Here is an 18,883-nt window from a genome sequence, read left to right on the forward strand (position 1 = left end):
GCCCGGGCAGCCAACGGCCCACGCCGCGCCGACCTGCCGGGACCGGTTTCCGGCGCCGCATGCGGGTACTCGGGCGGCGATCCGTCCGCGCCGCCGAGGCGGCAGTACCGGAGGTGTCCCGCATGCCCGCGTACGGCCAGGTCACGGCGAGCGTGGAGTGGGACGGGCCGGCGCGATGAAACTCCGTCTCCCCGTCGTATCCGTGTACACGGTGCCCACCGACGCCCCCGAGGCGGACGGCACTCTGAGCTGGCACTCCACGACGGTGGTGATCGCCGAGGTGACCTCGGGCGACACCACCGGCACCGGCTGGACGTACGGTCCGGCGGCGGTCGGCGACTTCCTGCGCGACCATCTCGCCCCGCTGATCGAGGGCCGTGGCGCCCTGGACGTCCCGGCGGCGCACGAAGCGATGTGCCGCGCGATCCGCGACGCGGGCCGGGCGGGCGTCGCCGCGTGCGCGATCTCGGCGCTGGACATCGCCCTGTGGGACCTCAAGGCCCGGCTCCTGGAGCTGCCGCTGGCGCGACTGCTCGGGGTGTGCCGTGAGCGTGTCCCCGTCTACGGCAGCGGCGGCTTCACGACGTACCACGACAAGCATCTGGCGGCACAGCTGAACGGCTGGGTGCACGGCCAGCACATTCCGCGCGTGAAGATAAGGATCGGCGAGGACCGGGGCCGTGCGACCCCGCGCGACCTGGACCGGGTGCGCACGGCACGCCAAGTGATCGGCCCCGAGGCCGAGTTGTATGTGGACGCGAGCGGCGCCTACACCCGCAAACAGGCGATCCGGGTCGGCCACGGGCTCGCCGGGCACGACGTCGGATGGTTCCAGGAGCCGGTGTCCTCGGACGATCTGACGGGCCTGCGGCTGGTCCGCGACAGCCTGCCGTGCGACGTCACGGCCGGTGCGTACGGCTACGACCTGCCGTACTTCGCCCGCATGATCTCGGCCGGCGCGGTCGACTGCCTCCAGATCGACGCCACGCGCTGCGGCGGTCTGACGGAGTTCGTGCGTGCCGCCGCCCTCGCGCAGGCCCACGGCCTGGAGGTCTCGGCCCACCGTGCCCCGCACGCCCACGCCGCCGCGGCCGCCGCGATCCCCAATCTGCGGCACATCGAGTGGTTCCACGACCATGTGCGCCTGGAGGACATGTTCTTCACCGGCGCCCTCGACCCGACGGGCGGCACGGTCACCCCGACCCACGGCCTCGGACACGGGCTGACCCTGCGGACGGAGGAGATGGAGCAGTACCGGGTCGCCTGATGGCCCCGGTCATGACGAAGGCCCCGCCGGGAGGGCAGGGCCTTCTTCGTCGTCGCCGCCTCAGGCGTCACGCCCGGTGGTGCGGCTGCTCGGGGTCGATGTCGTCGGGGTGCGGTGTCCGCGTCCCGCCCGTGCCCGGTGCTCCCGCCTGCGGCGGTCCGGGCGGCATCGGCGGATACGGCATGCCGAGTCCGCTGGGCGGAGTGCCCGGCGCCGTGCCGCCGAGGGTGCGCCCGGGTGCGGCTCCGGTGGCCGTGTCCGCCGTCGGCCGGGACGCGGACGGCCGTGCCGCGCCGCGCAGCAGGTACGCCAGCACACCGAGGATCACCGCGGTGATCAGTGCGGCCGCCCAGTCGGGCAGTGCGGCGGCGAGGCCGAGCCCCATCGCGAGCGCGAGGGCCGCGCCCGCGTACAGGGCGACGGCGCCGGACCCGGCGTACAGCGTGGCCCGGCGGCGCTGCCGGCGGGTCTGCTCGCGCAGTTCGTCGCGCACGGTCTCGCGCGCCACCTGCGCCAGCTCGTCGACCAGTTCCTTGTCCAGATGCTCAAGATGATCCAAGCGATCCATGGGCGCCGGGTACCCCTGCCGGCACCGGCATAACGGGGAGTGCGGGGATCGCGTGAAACGATCTCCGTATCCGGCGGCTCCCAACTAGGCTTCCAGCATGGACATTCTGGGAGCCACGCTGCGCGTATGCGTCGACGACCTGGAGACCGCGGTCCCCTTCTACGAACGCCTCGCCGGCGGCACAGCACTGCGCTTCGAACGCGGCGGTGTCCAGGTGGCCGCGGTCGGCTGCTTCCTGCTGATGAGCGGCCCCGCGGCCGAGCTGGAGGTGCTGCGCAAGGTCGCCGCGACGATCGCCGTCAAGGACGTCGAGGAGGCGCGCCAGGTGCTCAGCGAGCTGGGCGCGCACATCGTCGCCGGGCCGATGGCGACTCCCGCCGGGCGCAATCTGATCGCGATGCACCCGGACGGGGCGATCTACGAGTACGTGGACCGTCAGGCGTAGCCCAGGGCCGTCACGACCACGTCGGTGAGCAGCGCCCCGGCCGTGCCCTCCGGGTCCAGGTCGGGGTCGTAGATCGTGACGTTGAGGCCGACGCAGTGCTCGGAGGCCAGCAACGGCCGCAGCAGCGCGACCAGTTCGTCGGGCATGAGCCCGTCCGGGTCGGGGCTGTCCACGGCGGGCATGACGGACGGGTCGAGGACGTCGGCGTCCAGGTGCACCCAGAAGCCGTCCAGTTCGGGGATCTCGAAGGCCTGCCGGGTGACGGTCGCCAGCGCCTCGGCGCCCCATTCGCGCAGGTCTCCGACGGTCACCACGGGAATCTTCAGCTCGGCGAGCTCGGCGCGGTCCTCCTCGAAGCAGTCGCGGATGCCGAAGTACCGCACGTCCTCGTCCCGCAGATAGGGCCGCAGCCCCTCCAGGTCCGTCAGGTCCGCCTGCCCGCGCCCGGTGGCCAGGGCGACCTCCTCGCCGCCGGCCGCGCCGACCCGGTCGGAGTTGCCGGGGTGCCGGAAGTCGGGCGAGGCGTCCACGACCGCCAGCCCGTACCGGCCGGCGCGGCGCAGCGCGAGGGCCGCGCCGAGGTTGATCGAGCAGTCGCCGCCGAGCACGAGCGGGAAGTCCCCGGCGCGCACATGAGCCTCGATGCGGTCGGCGAGCCTGCGGGTGTAGGAGGCGAGGGCGGCCGCGTTGAAGACGCCGTCGCCTTCCTGCCAGTCCCCGCGGTCGTAGCGCGGCGGCACCACGACCCCGCCCTCCAGCGCCCGCAGCCGCTGGACGATCCGCTGCTCGCGCAACGCGCCGGCGAGCTTGTGGCAGCCGGGGACCGTGCCCGGGGCCGGCGGGCGCAGGCCCAGGTTGGAGGGGGCGTCGAGCACCACGATGTTCCGCATGCGCCCCATCCTGTCCGACGTGAAGTCGGCGCTCAATGCCATGGCATCGCGACGGTGACCGGCTTCAGGGACGCATCTCGGCGGTGATCGCCCACCGTTCGTGATCGCGCCAGGCCCCGTCGATGAAGAGCATGTTCGGCGAGAAGCCCTCCAGACGGAAGCCGCAGGCGCGGGCGAGGGCGATGGAGCCGGTGTTGGCCGGCTGGACGTTGATCTCCAGCCGGTGCAGCCGCATCGGGCCGAAGGCATGGCCGACCACCAGGTCGAGGCCCTGCCGCATCAGGCCGCGGCCGGCCGCGTGGGAGAAGGCGCCGTAGCCGAGGGCACCGCTCCGGAAGGCGCCCTCGACGATGTTGTTGATGTTGACGAACCCGGCGATCCCCCCGCCGTCCTCCTTCGCGCACACCAGGAACCCCGCCTTGGTCGGATCCTCGATCAGCCGCCCGGCATAGGCGGCGTACGCGGCTTCGCCGTCCGGCGGGAAGAGCCACGGGCGGTGCAGGTCCTTGCTCTCCCGGGCACGCGCCGTGAATTCGGCGGCGTCCGCGTGGGTGAAGTGGCGTATGCCCACGCGGGGGCCTTCGGCGAGGTAGCGGGACGAGGGCTGCGGCATTGCGCCAGCCTACGACCCGCTAACGGCGGCGTCGCATGAAGTAGCCGCCGACCAGTGCGCCGATGAGCCCCACGGCCAGCAGCGCCAGCCACAGCGGCATCGTCACCAGGGGGATCAGCAGCCGGATCTCGGTACTGCGGGTGTTCTCGAAGATGAAGATCAGCGCGAGGGCGGCGAGCACCAGCACGGTGATCCTGCCAGGGGTCATGTGCCCGGACAGGCCACTCCGCTTCCCGCCGGCCTTCGAGCCGCTCTCCGACGTCTTCGCGGTCATACCACCAAGGATGCTCCCGAAGTGGCGATCACGCACGGTGAGCGGCCCGCCGGGCGCTATCCGATCACCGGCAGCCGGAGCACCCCGGCGTCCTGGGACGCGCCGGCCACGGTCACCGGCTTGATCCCCCGGTTCCCGAAGTACGCGTCGTCACTCGCCGCGATCACGAACCGCAGCCGGTGCCCCTTCTCGTACCGGTGCACGATCCCCGGCAGGGTCACGGTGAAGCTCCTTCTCACGTCGGGCACACGCACCGGTGCGACGAGCCGGTGCACCAGCGTCCGGGTGCCGTCGGGGGCGACGTCGTACAGCTTGGCGAAGAGCACGAGCCTGTCGGCCGCGTCCCCTGAGTGCTGGGTCCGCTCGGCCACCGGGGAGCTGACCCGGAGCGTGGCCCGGGGCGCGCCGACGACGTCGGTGGTGCGGGCGAGCGGCTCGCTGGTCCAGGCGAGGTGGGTGCCCGGGGTGTCGTACGGCGCCGGGTCGGGGAGGCCGATGAGTGAGGCGAGCGAGCTCTCGGAGTGGCTGGTGGGGACGGGCCAGTTGGTGTACGTACGGCTGCCGCGCCGCACCTCGTTACGGTTGCCGACGAGCTTGCCGTCGCCGGAGAGGTAGAGCGTCCTGCTGAGCGCGGGGACGCGGTCGGCGGTGGCGTAGGTATGGTCCGGGTCGGTGATCCAGTCGCGGTAGTAGGCGAAGGCCGGTCCGGTGTCGACGGCGTGCCCGCGCAGGTGGCGGTCGAACCAGGCGAGGACGCGGCGGCCGACGTAACTGGTCTCCAGGTTGCCCTGGCCGAGGTTGAGTTCCCCGGAGGCGGGGTCGCTCATGCCGCCGCTGTGGCCCCAGGACTGCCAGATCATCTTGGTCGGGGTGCCCTGGTCCTTGAGCGTGCGGTACGTCGCCGTCGCCTCGTTGAGGTTGAAGAGGCTGTCGGCCTGGCCCTGGACGAGGAGGGTGGGTGCCTTGACGCGGCTGAGGTACGAGACCGGCGAGACGCTGCGGGCGTAGGCGAGCAGTTCGGCGGTCCGTTTCGCCGGGTAACGGCCGGAGTTGAGGGTGCGGATGGTGTCGCAGGCCTTGGTGACGAAGTGCAGGCAGGCCATGGAGTTGATGCGGGAGGGGTCGAGGTTGGGCTCCAGCAGGGGCTGGCCCTCGCCGATCAGGTAGAAGCCGTTGGCCCACTGCCATTTGAAGGAGCCGGGGACAGCGCCGCTGCCGACGGCGTTGTTCGGGTCGAGGGAGTACGCCAGGTCGTTCCAGGTGATCATCGGCACCAGTGCGTCCAGGCGGCGGTCGACGGCGGCCGTGGCCAGCTGGACGGCCCCGCCGTAGGAGCCGCCGACCATCCCGACACGCGGGTCGCCGGGGGCGTCGAGGGTGACGTAGTCGGCCCTCGTGCCGTCGTCGGCGGCGCGCCGGCCGCCCAGGAAGTCGACCAGACCGGAGGCGGCGACGCCGTCGAGGGTGGGGTCGTCGAGACCGATCAGACAGCCGGACCTGCCGAAGCCGAGGCCGGAGTAGACGAGGGAGACGTATCCGCGCTCGGCGAACGACTTGCCGATGATGTCGGTCGAGCCGTCGGACTTGCTGCCGCCGAAGCCGTTGGTGGCGACGACGGCGGGTGCGGGGTGGGCGCGGTCCACGCCTGCGGGCCGGTACAGATCGGCGTCGACGGTGCAGCTGCGGTCGCCCGCGCGGACGGTGAACTTCAGGGCAGTGACGGTGTACTGGCCGGTCGCGGCGGCGGCCGGTGCGGTGAGCGCGAGGGGTGCGGTGAGCGTGGCGCCGAGGACGAGAGCGAGTGGGGCTCGGAATCTGGGCACACGACGGGACACGGAGACCTCCACACTGAGGCACGTCTGGACAGCCCTGCATACCGACCAGTAAGTACTGGCCGGTTGTCATGGTGTGACACGTGTCAGACGAGGTCAATCGCCGTGACGGAGGTTTCTTGACGGAGATTCAGTGAATCGTGTTCAGCGCAGAGCGGGCTCGTCGAGCGTCAACGTCCCCGCGTCGGCGTCGAGTTCGGCACTCACCCCGAACGGAATCGTCAGCGCTCCCTCACAGTGCCCGAACCCGAACTCCTCCACAACGGGCACACCGAGGCCACCCAGTCGGTCCAGGAGCAGCGCACGCACCCGCTCCTGCGGCTCGCACGCCTGCCACGACCCGAGCAGCACGCCGCGCACGCCGTCGAACAGTCCGGCGCGCAGGAGCTGGGTGAGGTACCGATCCAGACGGTACGTCTCCTCGCCCACGTCCTCCAGGCACAGCAGGCCGCCGCGCGCGGAGGTCCGGGCGTGCGGGGTGCCGGTCTCGGCGGCGAGCAGGCAGAGGCAGCCGCCGAGCGTGACACCGCGCGCCCGGCCGGGGACGAGCGCGGAGCCGGCGGAGGTGATCGTGCGCACCGACTCCGGGTCGAGGAGCGTGGCCCTCAGATGCTCCTGGGCCCGCGCGTTCTTGATGAAGTCGATGCCGGCCGCCATCGGACCGTAGAGCGTGGCCAGGCCCAGTCGGCGGGCGAAGGCCTCGTGCAGGACGGTGATGTCGCTGAAGCCGACGAAGACCTTCGGTCCGGCCGCGGCCATCGCGTCCCAGTCGAGCAGGTCGATCATCCGCTGCACGCCGTAGCCGCCCCGGGCGCACAGCACGGCGTCGACGGACGGATCGCACCAGGCGCCCTGGAGATCGGCGGCCCGGTCGGCGTCCGTGCCCGCGAGGTAGTCGAACTCGCCGTGCCGGTCCAGCACATGGGGTGCCACCACCGGGTCGAGGTCCCAGCCGCGCAGCACGTCGAGCCCGGCCTGGAGCCGTTCCTCGGGGATCGGTCCGCTGGGGGCGACGACGGCGACGCGGGCGCCGGCGGCGAGTCGGGCGGGCCGCACGAGGGGCGGTACGGACTGTGTCACTTGGCGAGCTCCAGCTTGGGGATCCCGGGCGGGTCGATCCCGAAGACCTGGGCGTACAGGGAGAGTTCGGACTCCAGGACGCGGACCATCGTCTCCGCCCGGCGGAACCCGTGCCCCTCGCCCTCGAAGGCGATGTAGGCGTGCGGCACCCGCCGCCCCTCCATGCTGGCGAGGAACCGCTCGCACTGGGTGGGCGGGCAGATCACGTCGTCCAGGCCCTGGAGCAGCAGGAACGGCACCGTGAGGTGCTCGGCGTGCTCCGCGGGCGAGCGCTCCAGGTACCGTGCGGGCACCTCGGCGAGCGGTCCGACCAGGGACTCCAGGTACTGGGACTCGAAGTCATGGGTCTCGCCGCTGCCCCAGCCGGCCAGGTCGAGGATCGGGTAGAGGATCGTGCCGCAGGCGAAGACGTCGGTCGTGGTGAGCGAGGCGGCCGTGGTCCAGCCGCCCGCGCTGCCGCCGCGGACGGCGAGCCGCCGCCGGTCGGCGGTGCCCTCGTCGGCGAGGGCGAGCGCGACGGCCGCGCAGTCCTCGACGTCGACCACGCCCCACTGCTCGCGCAGCCTGTTGCGGTACTCCCTGCCGTAGCCGCTGGAGCCGCCGTAGTCGACCTCGGCGACGCCGATGCCGCGGGAGGTGAAGTAGGCGATGGCCAGGTCCAGCACGAGGGGTGCCCGTGAGGTGGGGCCGCCGTGCGCCCAGACGACGTAGGGCGGCGGGGCGTCGCCTGGGGCCACGCAGCCCGGGTTGTGCGGCGGGTAGATGTGCGCGTGGATGTCCTGGCCGCCGGGTCCGGTGAAGGTGCGGATCTGCGGCTCGGGGTAGTAGGCGGGGTCCACCGCGTCGTCGTGCACGGCCCCGATCACCCGGGTGCGGCCGGTACTGGCGTCCAGCTCGACCACCTCGTAGGCGCTGCGCGGGCTCGCGCCGACGGCCACGACCCGCTCGCCGTACGCCGAGAGCGTGGGCGCGAACTCGGTCCAGGGGCCGGCCGCGTCGACGATCTCGCCGGTCTCCGGGTCGAGCACCCCGAGGGCCGTCGCGCCACGGCCGTGCACGACCGCGACGAGCCCGCTCGCCAACGGCGCGAACCAGCTCAGGCCGAGCTGCCACAGCGGTCCGCCGAACTCCTCCTCGCGGGGGCACAGCGGTACGCCGTCGCGGTAGAGGTTCCACCAGCCGCTGCGGTCGCTCGTGTACAGCAGCCGCCCGTCGGCCGACCAGTCGGCCTGGGCGATCGACTCCTGCGGTCCGCCCGCGACGGTCCGCGGGCTGCCGAGGGTGCCGTCCGCCGCGACGTCCGCGACCAGCAGTTCCGTGCCGTCCCACGGCATGTGCGGGTGGTCCCAGGTGAGCCACGCCGCCCGCCGCCCGTCGGGCGAGATCCGCGCGCCGGTGACGAACCGGCGTCCGTCGTCGGTCAGTTCGCGCACTGCGCCGCGGTCCCCGGCCGCCGAGCCGTCCAGCGGTACGGCGGCCAGGACACGTCGTACGTCGGTGGGTCCGGGGCCGGTGAACTCCTCCAGTACGCACCACACCTCGCCGAGGTCGAGCCGCAGCCGCGGCTCGACCCAGCGCAGTCCGCCGCCCACCTCGGAGACGGGGGTGAGGGGACGCGGCTCGCCGCCCTCCTCGTAGCGGTAGAGCCGCTGGTCGGCGAAGTCGACGAAGACGACGAGCGGCCGGCCGTCCGCGACGGCACCGGCCCACGGCTGTCCGCCGTACTCGATGACCCGGCTGCGTACGTTCCACGGGGCGGGCAGCACCGACTCCTCGCCGCCGTCGGTACGGCGCCGCACCAGCGTGTACCGGCCGCCCTCGGTGGGCCGCGCCTCGGTCCACCAGGCCTCCTCCCCCACGAAGCCCACGAAGTCGGGCCGCCCCTCGTGCGCCGCGGCGACGGCCGCGTCGATGGGCGAGGGCCAGGAACCGTACGCCAGCGTCCGCACTTTCTCCCCCAACTCCCCTAGGCCGTACGCAGAAAACGGTCGAGCACGCGTACGCCGAAGTGCAGTGCCTCGATGGGCACCCGCTCGTCGACGCCGTGGAACATGGCCCCGTAGTCGTAGCCCTCCGGCAGCTTCAGCGGTGAGAAGCCGTAACCGGTGATGCCGAGCCGTGAGAACTGCTTGGCGTCGGTGCCGCCGGGCATGCAGTACGGCACGACGTGCCCCTCGGGTGCGAACTCCTCGACGGCCGCGCGCATCCGGGCGTACGTCGGCGAGTCCACGGGCGACTGGAGGGCCACCTCGTGATGGTGGAACTCCCAGTTCACGTCAGGTCCGGTGAGCTGGTCAAGGGTGGCGCGGAACTCGTCCTCGTGACCCGGGAGATATCGGCCGTCGACATACGCGACGGCCTCCCCGGGGATGACGTTGACCTTGTAACCGGCCTCCAGCATGGTCGGGTTGGCGCTGTTGCGGACGGTCGCCTCGACCAGCCGGGCGGCCGGGCCGAGCTTCTCCAGCAGGCCGTCCACGTCGTCCAGGTCGGCGTCGAGGCCGTAGAGCGCGGCGAGTTCGGTGAGGGCCGCGCGGACGGTCGGGGTGAGCCTGAGCGGCCACTCGTGGGCGCCGATACGGGTGACAGCGGCGGCGAGGCGGGTGACGGCGTTCTCCCGGTTGGGCCGCGAGCCGTGCGCGGCACGCCCGTGGGCGGTGAGCTTGACCCAGCCGGTGCCGCGCTCGCCGGCGGCGAGGGGGTAGAGCTGTCGGCCGCTGCCGTCGTGGACGGTGAACGCCCCGGACTCGCTGATTCCCTCGGTGCAGCCCTCGAACAGCGCGGCGTGCCGGTCGGCGAGGAACCCGGAGCCGTCCTCGGCGCTGGCCTCCTCGTCGGCGGTGAACGCGATCACGACGTCCCGGCGGGGCCGTACGCCCTCGCGGGCCCAGGACCGCACGACGGCGAGGATCATCGCGTCCATGTTCTTCATGTCGACCGCGCCCCGGCCCCACACGACGCCGTCGCGGATCTCCCCGGAGAAGGGGTGCACGCTCCATTCGCCGGCCTGCGCGGGCACCACGTCCAGGTGACCGTGCACGAGGAGTGCGTCCGCCGACGGGTCGGTGCCCTCGATACGGGCGACGACGTTGGTCCGGCCCTCGGTGCGCTCCAGCAGGGCGGGTTCCAGGCCCGCCTCGGCCAGCCGCGCGGCCGCGTACTCGGCGGCGGGGCGCTCACGGCAGTCACCGCCGCCGCGGTTGGTCGTGTCGATGCGGATGAGGTCGGAGGTGAACGTGACGACTTCGTCCAGTGCCTGCCCGTCAGCCATACTGCTCCTCCACCGAGGCCGAGGCGATCGTGGTGACCGCCTTGAAGGTACGGATTCCCTCGTACATTCGCTCGCTGGTGTACGCCACCTTGCGCTCGCCGATACGTTCGACGCCGGGAACGACGGTGACGGCCATCGCGAGGTGTTCGGCGTCGAACTCGACGGCGACGGTGAACGGTCCCCCGCGCACCGGTTCGTGACGGACCGCCAGCCCGGCCGCCTCCTTTGCCGCGGCACGGATGTCGGCGGCGGTCCTGGCCGGCGTACGGCACACGGCGGCGTACCGCGAGACGTGGTCCTTGACGGCGACCTTCGGCGCCCCGGGCGCGTAGCCGAGCGCGTCCTCGCAGGCCAGGTCGTCGCCGGTGACCAGCACCACGGGGACGCCGTACTCTGCGACGACGTGCGCGTTCAGCAGGCCCTCGCTGGCCCGGACGTCGTTCAGCCACACCCCTGTGATCTGGTTCGCGAGGTAGGTGTGCGCGAGAACACCCTCCATGCCGGCGCCCGCGTGGTAGCCGACGAAGGCGATGCCGTCCACGTCGCCGTGCTGCACGCCCTCGACCATGGACAGCGTCTTGTGCCGGCCGGTGAGCATCTCGGCCCGCTCGTCGAGCCGTTCGAGCAGCAGATTGCGCATGGACCAGTGCGCCTCATTGATGAGGACGGCGTCGGCGCCGCCGTCGAAGAATCCCAGCACGGCGGCATCGACGTCCGAGGTGAACATCGCCCGGCAGCGCTCCCACTGGGGAGTCCCCGGAAGCACGTCGGCCGGCCAGGTCACACCGGTGGCGCCCTCCATGTCGGCGCTGATGAGGATCTTCATGCTCGATCACGTTACGCGCCCGGGAGGGAACCCGCCACGAAGCGGACGAACGCCGCTTTCACACCTTTGGGGTGTGCTTGTCAGCCACCCGCCAAGGGCACTAATGTCACCACGCCTTGGTGAACGGGAAATCCGGTGTGATGCCGGTGCGGCCCTCGCCACTGTGAATCGGGAAGTCCGGCTCCTGCCCTCGCGGGCAAGCCACTGGGTCCTTGTGACCCGGGAAGGCGGAGCACGGGCGGTGTCACCCGTCAGCCAGGAGACCGGCCAAGGCACGTCAACCATCCACGAGGTGCTGGAGAGGGTCTGCTGAGCCATGCACATAGCCGAGGGTTTTCTGCCCCCGGCGCACGCGGTCGCCTGGGGCGTCGCGTCCGCGCCGTTCGTCGTACACGGAGTACGGTCACTCACCCGTGAGGTCCGGGAGCATCCCGAGAGCACACTGCTGCTCGGCGCCTCCGGGGCCTTCACCTTCGTCCTTTCCGCCCTGAAGCTGCCGTCGGTGACCGGCAGCTGTTCGCATCCCACCGGCACGGGCCTGGGCGCCATCCTGTTCCGGCCGCCGATCATGGCGGTACTGGGCACCATCACGCTGCTGTTCCAGGCGCTGCTGCTCGCGCACGGCGGTCTGACCACGCTCGGCGCCAACGTCTTCTCGATGGCGATCGTCGGGCCCTGGGCCGGCTACGCGATCTACAAGCTGCTGCGGCGCTACGACGTGCCGCTGATGGTCGCCGTGTTCTTCGGCGCGTTCGTCGCGGACCTGTCGACCTACTGCGTGACCAGCGTCCAGCTGGCGCTCGCGTTCCCCGACCCGGGCAGCGGATTCGTGGGCGCGCTCGGCAAGTTCGGCTCCATCTTCGCCATCACCCAGATCCCGCTGGCGGTGAGCGAGGGCCTGCTGACGGTGCTCGTGATGCGGCTGCTGGTGCAGTCCAGCAAGGGCGAACTGACCCGGCTGGGCGTGCTCCTCGCCAGGAAGCAGTCCCGCAGCGAGACGGAGGCGGTGGCCCGATGAGCAGGAACACGAAGATCAACGTCCTGCTGCTGCTCGTGGTGGCCGCGCTCGCCGTGCTGCCGCTGGCACTCGGCCTGGGCGACCACAAGGAGGAGCCGTTCACCGGCGCCGACGGCGAGGCGGAGACGGCGATCACCGAGATCGAGCCGGACTACGAGCCCTGGTTCTCGCCGCTGTACGAGCCGCCGTCCGGTGAGATCGAGTCGGCCCTCTTCTCCCTCCAGGCGGCGCTGGGTGCCGGTGTCCTCGCCTACTACTTCGGGCTGCACCGGGGACGCAGGCAGGGCGAACAGCGGGCAATGGAGCGGGCCGGCGAGGAGGCGGCGGCCGGTGCCGCCGAGGAGTCGAAGGCCGACAGGGTCTGACACGTGCTGCCGATCGACGCGGCGGCGCACAGCAGTCGCTGGCGCCGCCGTCATCCCGTGGACAAGGCCGTGCTCGGGCTCGGTCTCACCGTGCTCGCGATCTCCCTGCCGCCCTGGCCGGGTGCCGCGTTGGTCCTTCTCACCGCGCTGACCGTGCTGCTGGGGCCGGCGGGCGTGCCCGGGCGGCGGCTGTGGCGGGCGTACCGCGTGCCGCTCGGTTTCTGTGTGACCGGCGCGGCCACGCTGCTGGTCCAGGTCGGCGGCGGGCAGGGCTTCGTGTCCCTCGCCGCCGACGGGCCGCTGCGCGCCGGTGAACTGCTGCTGCGCACCTCGGCGGCCTCGCTCGGGGTGCTGCTGTTCGCGTTCACCACGCCGATGTCGGACCTGCTGCCGCGGCTGGTGAAGGCGGGGGTGCCCGCACCCGTCGTGGACGTCGCGCTGGTGACGTACCGCATGAGTTTCCTGCTGCTCGACTCGATGCGCCGGGTGCGGGACGCGCAGGCGGCCCGGCTCGGGCACACCACCCGCGCCGCGACCTGGCGTTCGCTGGCCGGCCTCGGCGCGACCGCGTTCGTGCGGTCCTTCGACCGGGCCACCCGCCTGCACGCCGGGCTCGCCGGGCGCGGCTACGACGGCACCCTGCGCGTCCTGGTGCCCGAGGCGAAGGTCTCCGTCCGTTTCACGGCCGCGAGTTGCGCCCTGCTCGCAGCGCTGGCCGCTCTCACCCTCGTACTGGAAAGGGCCCTGCCATGAGCGAGCCCACCGCCCTCGTCGCGGGCCGGGACGCGACCCACGCCCACCAGAGCGACCCCGTCGCACCCACGGCCACGAGCCACTCCCCTGTCACGACGCCGGCCACCCCCACCCCCGCACGGAAAAAGGCCCAGCCATGAGCGAGCCCACCGCCCTCGTCGCCCTGCGGGGTGTCTCCTACGCCTACGAGGACGGCCCCGTCGTGCTCAGCGGCCTCGACTTCGACGTCCGCGAGGGGCGGGCTCTCGCGCTGCTCGGCCGCAACGGCAGCGGCAAGACCACGCTGATGCGGCTGCTCAGCGGCGGACTCAAGCCGCACGACGGCCGGCTGACGGTCGGGGGGACGCCGGTCGCGTACGACCGCAAGGGGCTGACCCGGCTGCGGACGACCGTGCAGCTGGTGGTGCAGGACCCCGACGACCAGCTGTTCGCCGCGTCCGTAGCGCAGGACGTCTCCTTCGGCCCGCTCAACCTCGGCCTGCCGGACGCCGAGGTGCGGGCGCGGGTCGACGAGTCGCTGGCCGCCCTCGACATCACCCGGCTGGCGGACCGGCCCACGCATCTGCTGTCGTACGGGCAGCGCAAGCGCACGGCCATCGCCGGGGCCGTCGCGATGCGGCCGCGCGTGCTGATCCTCGACGAGCCGACCGCCGGGCTCGACCCCGACGGCCAGGAACGCCTGCTCACGACCCTGGGCGGACTGCGCGCGAGCGGCACCACGGTCGTCATGGCCACCCATGACGTCGACCTCGCGCTGCGCTGGGCCGACGACGCGGCGCTGCTGACCCCGTCCGGTGTCCGCACCGGTCCCGCGGACACGATGCTGGCCCGCACGGACCTCCTGCGGGAGGCGGGGCTGCGACTGCCCTGGGGCATCGCGGCGGCCCGGCTGCTGCGGGCGCACGGCCTGCTGGACGACTCGGCACCGGGCCCGCGCGACGCGGACGAACTGGCCGCACTGGCGGCGCCGACCACTCCCACGATCGCGGCCGACGGCTGAGACCGCCCGTGCGCTGGGCACACGGGTGATACATACCGCGACCGGCCGCCAAAGGCCCGGCGGACCCCGGGGCTGCCTGTTTCATGAGGTCACGCACGACCGAAGTGAGGCAGCATGGCCGAGGCCACCGAGGACACCAGCCCGCCCGAAGGACTGAAACCCGACGCGATCGGGTTCGTCGACGCCCTCGTCATCGGGCTCAACGCCACCTCGCCCGCGTACTCGCTGGCCGCGGCGATCGGCCCGGTCGTGGCCCTCGTGGGCGTCTACGCCCCCGGCGTCATGCTCGCGTCGTTCGTCCCGATGCTGCTGATCGCGTCGGCGTTCTACTACCTCAACCGGGTGGACCAGGACTGCGGGACGACCTTCTCGTGGGTCACCCGGGCGATGGGCCCGTGGGCCGGCTGGCTCGGCGGCTGGGCCATCACGATGACCGGCGTCCTGGTGATCGGCTCGCTCGCGGACGTCGCGGTGACGTTCGCGCTGATGGCCTTCGGCCTCGACAGCTGGGCCGAGAACGAGTTGGTGCGCCAGACGCTGACGGTGCTGGTCATCCTCGGCATGACGGCCCTGTGCGTGATCGGCACGGAGGTGTCGGCCAGGGTGCAGAACGCGCTCATCCTCGCGCAGGTCGCCTGTCTGCTGGCGTTCGCGGTGGTGGCGATCTACCGGGTCTACGCCGACACCGGTTCGCTCGACGCCGCCGATCCGGCGTTCAGCTGGCTCAATCCCTTCGGGGCAGGCGGCGCCGAGCTGACGGCGGGTCTGCTGCTGGGCGTGTTCATCTACTGGGGCTGGGAGTCGGCGGTCAATCTCACCGAGGAGGTCGAGAACTCCGCCACCGCTCCCGGCAAGGCCGGCGTGTGGTCGACGGTCATCCTGCTGGTGACGTACGTGTCGGTCGCCTACGCGGTGGTCGCCTACGCCGGACCGGCGTACCTGTCCGAGAACGCCTCCGAGGAGGAGTTCATCTTCGCCCTGCTCGCCGACGAGGCGATGGGCACCTGGGACTGGGTCGTGCTGCTGGCGGTCTCGACGTCCGGCCTGGCGTCGACGCAGACGACGATCATCCCCGCCTCGCGGACCGCGCTGTCCATGGCCCGCAGGCACGCGCTGCCCGCGCACTTCGGGCACATCAACCACCGGTTCCGCACCCCCGACGTGAGCACGTGGTGGGTGGCCGCCATCGCCATCGCCTGGTACCTCGTCGTGCGCCAGATCAGCGAGAACGCCCTGTTCGACTCGCTGACCGCGCTGTCGCTGCTGATCGCGTTCTACTACGCGCTCACCGGCCTGGCCTGCGCGGTCTACTACCGCCGCCATCTCACCGAGAGCCTCCACAACTTCCTGCTCATCGGCCTCGGCCCGCTGGTCGGCGCCGGACTGCTGGCGTGGCTGCTGGTCGAGTCGGTCGGCGACATGTCCGACCCCGCCAACTCCTACAGCGGGGTCTCGTGGTTCGGCGTCGGCCCGCCCCTGGTCATCGGCATCGGGATCACCCTCGCCGGGGTGATCCTCATGGTCGTGTGGCGGTTCGTGTCCCCCGCCTTCTGGTCGGAGCGCCCGGAGGTGGCCGACCCCGCACTCGTACCCGGCCACGAGGAGCCCTGAGATGTCGGTCGTTCTCGGTTACGACGAGTCCCCGGGCGCGGTGCGCGCGCTGCACGTCGCCGTGGAGGTGTCGGCCGCGTTCGACGAACCTCTCGTCCTGGTCTACGGCGCGGCGGCGCCCGGCTCCCTCGGCGAGGAGGCCACCGCTCACCGGGACGCCCTGCGGGAGGCCGGGCGAACCGCGCTCTCGCACGCGGTCCAGGTCGCCGACGAGGCCGGGGTGCGCACCACCGTCGAGGTCATCGACCAGAAGCCGGCGGAGGCCCTGATCGACGCCGCGACACGTCATGCGGCGCGGGTCATCGTGGTCGGCAGCTGGGGCGAGAGCCCGCTGCGCGGCGCCCTGCTGGGCGCCACGCCCCACAAGCTGCTGCATCTGGCACGCACTCCGGTGCTGTGCGTGCCCACCGAGCCGTGAGGCCGGGGCGTCTCGCTCAGCTCGCGGTGGCCGCTGCCGCCGCCCGCCCCGCCGTGCGGCCGGAGAAGAGGCAGCCGCCGAGGAAGGTCCCCTCCAGCGAGCGGTAGCCGTGGACGCCGCCCCCGCCGAAACCGGCGACCTCACCGGCCGCGTACAGCCCGGCGATCGGGGTGCCGGCGGCGTTCAGGACCCGGCCGGAGAGGTCGGTCTGGAGGCCGCCGAGTGTCTTGCGGGTGAGGATGTTCAGGCGTACGGCGATGAGAGGGCCGGCGCCCGGGTCCAGGATCCGGTGCACGGAGGCGGTGCGGCTGAGCGTGTCCCCGGGGTACGCCAGCGCGTTGCGGATGCCCATGACCTGGACGTCCTTGGTGTAGGGGTTGTCGATCTCGCGGTCGCGGGCCTCGATCTGCCGCTTGAGGCCGGCGAGGTCGATCAGGTCGTCCCCCGTCAGTTTGTTCATGCCGGCGACCAGTTCGGGCAGGGTCTTGGCGACGACGAAGTCCTCGCCCTTCTCCTTGAACCGCTCGATCGGCTCCGGGGTCTGCCAGATGCGGGACAGCAGCTTCCAGATGTTCTTCTCGGTGAGGTCGGGGTTCTGTTCGGAGCCGGAGAGCGCGAACTCCTTGGCGATGATCTTCTGGGTGGTGACGAACCAGGAGTAGTCGTGTCCGCTGTCGGTGATCGACTTCAGGGTGTGCAGGGTGTCGTAGCCCGGGATGTCGGGGCTGGAGAAGCGTTTGCCGGTGGCGTCGAACCACATGGAGGACGGGCCGGGCAGGATGCGGATGCCGTGGCCGGGCCAGATCGGGTCGTAGTTCTTCAGGCCCTCGGTGTAGTGCCACATCCGGTCCGGGTTGACGATCCGTCCGCCGGCGCGCTCGGTGATCGCGAGCATGCGGCCGTCCACGTGCGCGGGTACGCCGGTGATCATGGACTTCGGCGGACTGCCGAGCCGGGCGGGCCAGTTGGCGCGTACGAGGTCGTGGTCGGCGCCGATGCCGCCGGAGGTGACGACCACGACGGGGGCCCTGAGCTCGAACTCCCCGACGACGGTGCGGGAACTGGGCTTGCCGCGGGCCGCGTCGCTCGGCTGCAGGACCGCGCCGCGCACTCCGGTGACGGCGCCGCCGGTGACGATCAGCTCGTCCACCCGGTGCCGGAACCTGAAGGTGACCAGCCGGTCCGCCACCGCGGCCCGCACCTTCTTCTCGAAGGGCTCGACGACGGCCGGTCCGGTGCCCCAGGTGACATGGAACCGGGGCACCGAGTTGCCGTGCCCGTCGGCCAGTCCGCCGCCGCGCTCGGCCCAGCCGACGATCGGGAACCACTGCATGCCGAGCCCGGCCAGCCAGGCCCGCTTCTCCTCGGCGGCGAAGTCGACGTACGCCTCGGCCCACTTGTAGGCCCAGTGGTCCTGTCCCTCGGGGTCGTCGACGCCCCGGTCGAAGCCGGCCGTGCCCAGCCAGTCCTGCCAGGCCAGCTCGCGGGAGTCCTTGACGCCCATCAGCCGCTGCTCGGCGGAGTCGACGAAGAACAGGCCGCCGAAGGACCAGAACGCCTGCCCGCCGAGGCTCGCCTCCGGTTCCTGGTCCAGCAGCAGCACCTTGCGCCCGGCAGCGGCGAGTTCGGCGGTCGCGACCAGTCCGGCCAGACCGTGTCCCACGACGATGGCGTCCGCGTCCGACGCCGCCGTGGCGCCGAAGGCCGGTGACGCCGCCTGCGCGAGCGCGGCACCGGCGAACACCCCTCCGGCGACCGTGAGGGCACGGCGTCGGGTGATCGCGCCGGGGACTGACGGGTTCTCCATGGGCTGCCTTCCGGGGAGACGCGACCACTGGGGGTGCGCAGGGGGCGGGAGACACACGGGATGCCGCTGGGAAAGCGGGTGTTACCGACGGTAGCCCAGGGGAAGTCGGGGTCGCCAGATGCTGCAACTGTGAACTTTTCTCATGTTTGGCGGACGCGGTCCACCAGGAGTGCGCGTCGGCTTGCGCGCCAACTCCCCTTCCCGAAGCCGCCGTTCACGACCCTTTGCCTTCCATTGACAAATAGAGGCAACGTCAATTTAGGTTAGCCTCACCTAAGTCACTACTCGGGTTTCTTCCAGAAGGGTGCTCCCTGATGAGATCCATCCCCGCCGCCCGCGCGGCCCTCACCGTCGTCGCCGCCTCCGCCCTGACCCTGGGCCTGGCGACCTCGGCCTCCGCCGCGACCTCGACCCGTACGGTCACCGACGGCGGCACGACGTACAACCTGTCCCTCACCGCGCCGGGCACGGCCACCGCCGCGGGCCAGGTCGTCACCGTCTCCGGCTCCGGCTACAACACCGGCCAGGGCATCTACGTCGGACTGTGCGTGGTCGACGGGGCGCAGGGCGCGAACAAGCCCACCCCGTGTCTGGGCGGCCAGGACGAGTCCGGCACCACCGGCGCCTCGCACTGGGTCAACAACACCTTCGGCGGCATGTTCGCCAACAGCTCCAAGTTCGGCACCGGCGGCACCTTCAACGTGCAGATCTTCGTCAAGGCCACCCTCGACGACGGCAGCGTCTGCGGCGAGGACGTCGAGTGCGCGGTGGTCACACGCGCGGACCACTTCGACAGCGGGGACCGCAAGTACGACGTCCACGTGCCGATCACCTTCCAGTGACCG

General features: G+C 72.0%; 20 protein-coding genes and 1 riboswitch. Of the genes, 10 read left to right on the forward strand and 10 right to left on the reverse strand.

Annotation, left to right across the window (positions count from 1 at the left end):
• The first annotated feature begins 175 nt into the window (after window positions 1-175).
• Window positions 176-1,267 carry an enolase C-terminal domain-like protein gene (locus tag CP983_RS08095; protein WP_150499101.1) on the forward strand — a complete coding sequence of 364 codons (1,092 nt, stop codon included), beginning with the start codon at window positions 176-178 and terminating at the stop codon, window positions 1,265-1,267.
• Between the two features lie 67 nt (window positions 1,268-1,334).
• Here the strand turns inward: CP983_RS08095 and CP983_RS08100 are convergent, their stop codons facing one another.
• Complete coding sequence (locus CP983_RS08100; protein ID WP_125526241.1) at window positions 1,335-1,835, reverse strand: phage holin family protein; 501 nt, start codon at window positions 1,833-1,835, stop codon at window positions 1,335-1,337.
• 97 nt (window positions 1,836-1,932) lie between these two features.
• Between CP983_RS08100 and CP983_RS08105 the strand changes: the two genes are divergently transcribed.
• Window positions 1,933-2,280 (forward strand): VOC family protein, encoded by a 348-nt coding sequence (locus CP983_RS08105; protein WP_107908004.1) that lies wholly within the window; start codon window positions 1,933-1,935, stop codon window positions 2,278-2,280.
• Here the strand turns inward: CP983_RS08105 and CP983_RS08110 are convergent.
• The 8 genes from CP983_RS08110 to CP983_RS08145 all read right to left on the reverse strand — a co-directional run bounded on the left by CP983_RS08110 (window position 2,271) and on the right by CP983_RS08145 (window position 11,066).
• The gene (locus CP983_RS08110) at window positions 2,271-3,170 is read right to left on the reverse strand and encodes an arginase family protein (protein WP_150499102.1); all 900 of its coding nucleotides are present in this window, start codon (window positions 3,168-3,170) and stop codon (window positions 2,271-2,273) included. The genes CP983_RS08105 and CP983_RS08110 overlap by 10 nt on opposite strands.
• 64 nt (window positions 3,171-3,234) lie before the next feature.
• Entirely contained in the window at window positions 3,235-3,783 is a 549-nt protein-coding gene (locus tag CP983_RS08115) for a GNAT family N-acetyltransferase (RefSeq protein ID WP_125526243.1), read from the reverse strand.
• Window positions 3,784-3,802: 19 nt separating this feature from the next.
• Complete coding sequence (locus CP983_RS08120; protein ID WP_185843910.1) at window positions 3,803-4,057, reverse strand: LapA family protein; 255 nt, start codon at window positions 4,055-4,057, stop codon at window positions 3,803-3,805.
• A 56-nt stretch (window positions 4,058-4,113) separates the two neighbouring features.
• The gene (locus tag CP983_RS08125; protein ID WP_189748496.1) at window positions 4,114-5,892 is read right to left on the reverse strand and encodes a CocE/NonD family hydrolase; all 1,779 of its coding nucleotides are present in this window, start codon (window positions 5,890-5,892) and stop codon (window positions 4,114-4,116) included.
• A 141-nt stretch (window positions 5,893-6,033) separates the two neighbouring features.
• The gene (locus CP983_RS08130) at window positions 6,034-6,969 is read right to left on the reverse strand and encodes a S66 peptidase family protein (protein ID WP_125526245.1); all 936 of its coding nucleotides are present in this window, start codon (window positions 6,967-6,969) and stop codon (window positions 6,034-6,036) included.
• On the reverse strand, window positions 6,966-8,918 hold the full coding sequence (locus CP983_RS08135; RefSeq protein ID WP_229914661.1) for an LpqB family beta-propeller domain-containing protein: 1,953 nt from the start codon (window positions 8,916-8,918) through the stop codon (window positions 6,966-6,968). Before CP983_RS08135 ends, CP983_RS08130 begins: the two co-directional genes overlap by 4 nt.
• Before the next feature lie 17 nt (window positions 8,919-8,935).
• Complete coding sequence (locus CP983_RS08140; protein ID WP_107907997.1) at window positions 8,936-10,240, reverse strand: M20/M25/M40 family metallo-hydrolase; 1,305 nt, start codon at window positions 10,238-10,240, stop codon at window positions 8,936-8,938.
• Window positions 10,233-11,066: a M55 family metallopeptidase gene (locus tag CP983_RS08145; RefSeq protein ID WP_150499105.1), complete on the reverse strand. Its 834-nt coding sequence runs from the start codon at window positions 11,064-11,066 to the stop codon at window positions 10,233-10,235. The genes CP983_RS08140 and CP983_RS08145 overlap by 8 nt, the downstream gene beginning before the upstream one ends.
• A 100-nt stretch (window positions 11,067-11,166) precedes the next feature.
• A riboswitch (cobalamin riboswitch) is annotated at window positions 11,167-11,352 on the forward strand.
• Between the two features lie 30 nt (window positions 11,353-11,382).
• Between CP983_RS08145 and CP983_RS08150 the strand changes: the two genes are divergently transcribed.
• The 7 genes from CP983_RS08150 (at window position 11,383) to CP983_RS08175 (ending at window position 16,231) form a co-directional block, all read left to right on the forward strand.
• Window positions 11,383-12,084 (forward strand): energy-coupling factor ABC transporter permease, encoded by a 702-nt coding sequence (locus CP983_RS08150; protein WP_150499106.1) that lies wholly within the window; start codon window positions 11,383-11,385, stop codon window positions 12,082-12,084.
• Window positions 12,081-12,449, forward strand: a complete 369-nt coding sequence (locus tag CP983_RS08155; RefSeq protein WP_150499107.1) for an energy-coupling factor ABC transporter substrate-binding protein — start codon at window positions 12,081-12,083, stop codon at window positions 12,447-12,449. Before CP983_RS08150 ends, CP983_RS08155 begins: the two co-directional genes overlap by 4 nt.
• Before the next feature lie 3 nt (window positions 12,450-12,452).
• Complete coding sequence (gene cbiQ, locus CP983_RS08160; protein WP_150499108.1) at window positions 12,453-13,202, forward strand: cobalt ECF transporter T component CbiQ; 750 nt, start codon at window positions 12,453-12,455, stop codon at window positions 13,200-13,202.
• Window positions 13,199-13,342 carry a hypothetical protein gene (locus tag CP983_RS43915; RefSeq protein ID WP_167537674.1) on the forward strand — a complete coding sequence of 48 codons (144 nt, stop codon included), beginning with the start codon at window positions 13,199-13,201 and terminating at the stop codon, window positions 13,340-13,342. Before cbiQ ends, CP983_RS43915 begins: the two co-directional genes overlap by 4 nt.
• Entirely contained in the window at window positions 13,339-14,202 is an 864-nt protein-coding gene (locus CP983_RS08165; protein ID WP_150499109.1) for an energy-coupling factor ABC transporter ATP-binding protein, read from the forward strand. The genes CP983_RS43915 and CP983_RS08165 overlap by 4 nt, the downstream gene beginning before the upstream one ends.
• 114 nt (window positions 14,203-14,316) lie before the next feature.
• On the forward strand, window positions 14,317-15,813 hold the full coding sequence (locus CP983_RS08170; protein ID WP_150499110.1) for an APC family permease: 1,497 nt from the start codon (window positions 14,317-14,319) through the stop codon (window positions 15,811-15,813).
• A gap of 1 nt (window position 15,814) precedes the next feature.
• A complete protein-coding gene (locus CP983_RS08175; protein WP_107907991.1) occupies window positions 15,815-16,231 on the forward strand; it encodes a universal stress protein in 417 nt (138 codons plus the stop codon).
• Between the two features lie 16 nt (window positions 16,232-16,247).
• Here CP983_RS08175 and CP983_RS08180 read toward each other — a convergent pair whose 3' ends face one another.
• A complete protein-coding gene (locus tag CP983_RS08180) occupies window positions 16,248-18,038 on the reverse strand; it encodes an FAD-binding dehydrogenase (RefSeq protein ID WP_150499111.1) in 1,791 nt (596 codons plus the stop codon).
• A 314-nt stretch (window positions 18,039-18,352) separates the two neighbouring features.
• Between CP983_RS08180 and CP983_RS08185 the strand changes: the two genes are divergently transcribed.
• Window positions 18,353-18,880, forward strand: coding sequence for a neocarzinostatin apoprotein domain-containing protein (locus tag CP983_RS08185; protein WP_107907989.1), 528 nt, complete (start codon window positions 18,353-18,355; stop codon window positions 18,878-18,880).
• Window positions 18,881-18,883 lie beyond the last annotated feature (3 nt).

Source organism: Streptomyces chartreusis, assembly GCF_008704715.1.
In the GTDB taxonomy this organism is placed as follows: domain Bacteria; phylum Actinomycetota; class Actinomycetes; order Streptomycetales; family Streptomycetaceae; genus Streptomyces; species Streptomyces chartreusis.

Excerpts from the sequence above, each read along its gene's own strand:
- CP983_RS08095 (WP_150499101.1), top strand. The coding sequence starts at position 176 with ATGAAACTCCGTCTCCCCGTCGTATCCGTGTACACGGTGCCCACCGAC.
- CP983_RS08100 (WP_125526241.1), bottom strand. The coding sequence starts at position 1,835 with ATGGATCGCTTGGATCATCTTGAGCATCTGGACAAGGAACTGGTCGAC.
- CP983_RS08105 (WP_107908004.1), top strand. The coding sequence starts at position 1,933 with ATGGACATTCTGGGAGCCACGCTGCGCGTATGCGTCGACGACCTGGAG.
- CP983_RS08110 (WP_150499102.1), bottom strand. The coding sequence starts at position 3,170 with ATGCGGAACATCGTGGTGCTCGACGCCCCCTCCAACCTGGGCCTGCGC.
- CP983_RS08115 (WP_125526243.1), bottom strand. The coding sequence starts at position 3,783 with ATGCCGCAGCCCTCGTCCCGCTACCTCGCCGAAGGCCCCCGCGTGGGC.
- CP983_RS08120 (WP_185843910.1), bottom strand. The coding sequence starts at position 4,057 with ATGACCGCGAAGACGTCGGAGAGCGGCTCGAAGGCCGGCGGGAAGCGG.
- CP983_RS08140 (WP_107907997.1), bottom strand. The coding sequence starts at position 10,240 with ATGGCTGACGGGCAGGCACTGGACGAAGTCGTCACGTTCACCTCCGAC.
- CP983_RS08145 (WP_150499105.1), bottom strand. The coding sequence starts at position 11,066 with ATGAAGATCCTCATCAGCGCCGACATGGAGGGCGCCACCGGTGTGACC.
- CP983_RS08150 (WP_150499106.1), top strand. The coding sequence starts at position 11,383 with ATGCACATAGCCGAGGGTTTTCTGCCCCCGGCGCACGCGGTCGCCTGG.
- CP983_RS08155 (WP_150499107.1), top strand. The coding sequence starts at position 12,081 with ATGAGCAGGAACACGAAGATCAACGTCCTGCTGCTGCTCGTGGTGGCC.
- CP983_RS43915 (WP_167537674.1), top strand. The coding sequence starts at position 13,199 with ATGAGCGAGCCCACCGCCCTCGTCGCGGGCCGGGACGCGACCCACGCC.
- CP983_RS08165 (WP_150499109.1), top strand. The coding sequence starts at position 13,339 with ATGAGCGAGCCCACCGCCCTCGTCGCCCTGCGGGGTGTCTCCTACGCC.
- CP983_RS08170 (WP_150499110.1), top strand. The coding sequence starts at position 14,317 with ATGGCCGAGGCCACCGAGGACACCAGCCCGCCCGAAGGACTGAAACCC.
- CP983_RS08175 (WP_107907991.1), top strand. The coding sequence starts at position 15,815 with ATGTCGGTCGTTCTCGGTTACGACGAGTCCCCGGGCGCGGTGCGCGCG.
- CP983_RS08180 (WP_150499111.1), bottom strand. The coding sequence starts at position 18,038 with ATGGAGAACCCGTCAGTCCCCGGCGCGATCACCCGACGCCGTGCCCTC.
- CP983_RS08185 (WP_107907989.1), top strand. The coding sequence starts at position 18,353 with ATGAGATCCATCCCCGCCGCCCGCGCGGCCCTCACCGTCGTCGCCGCC.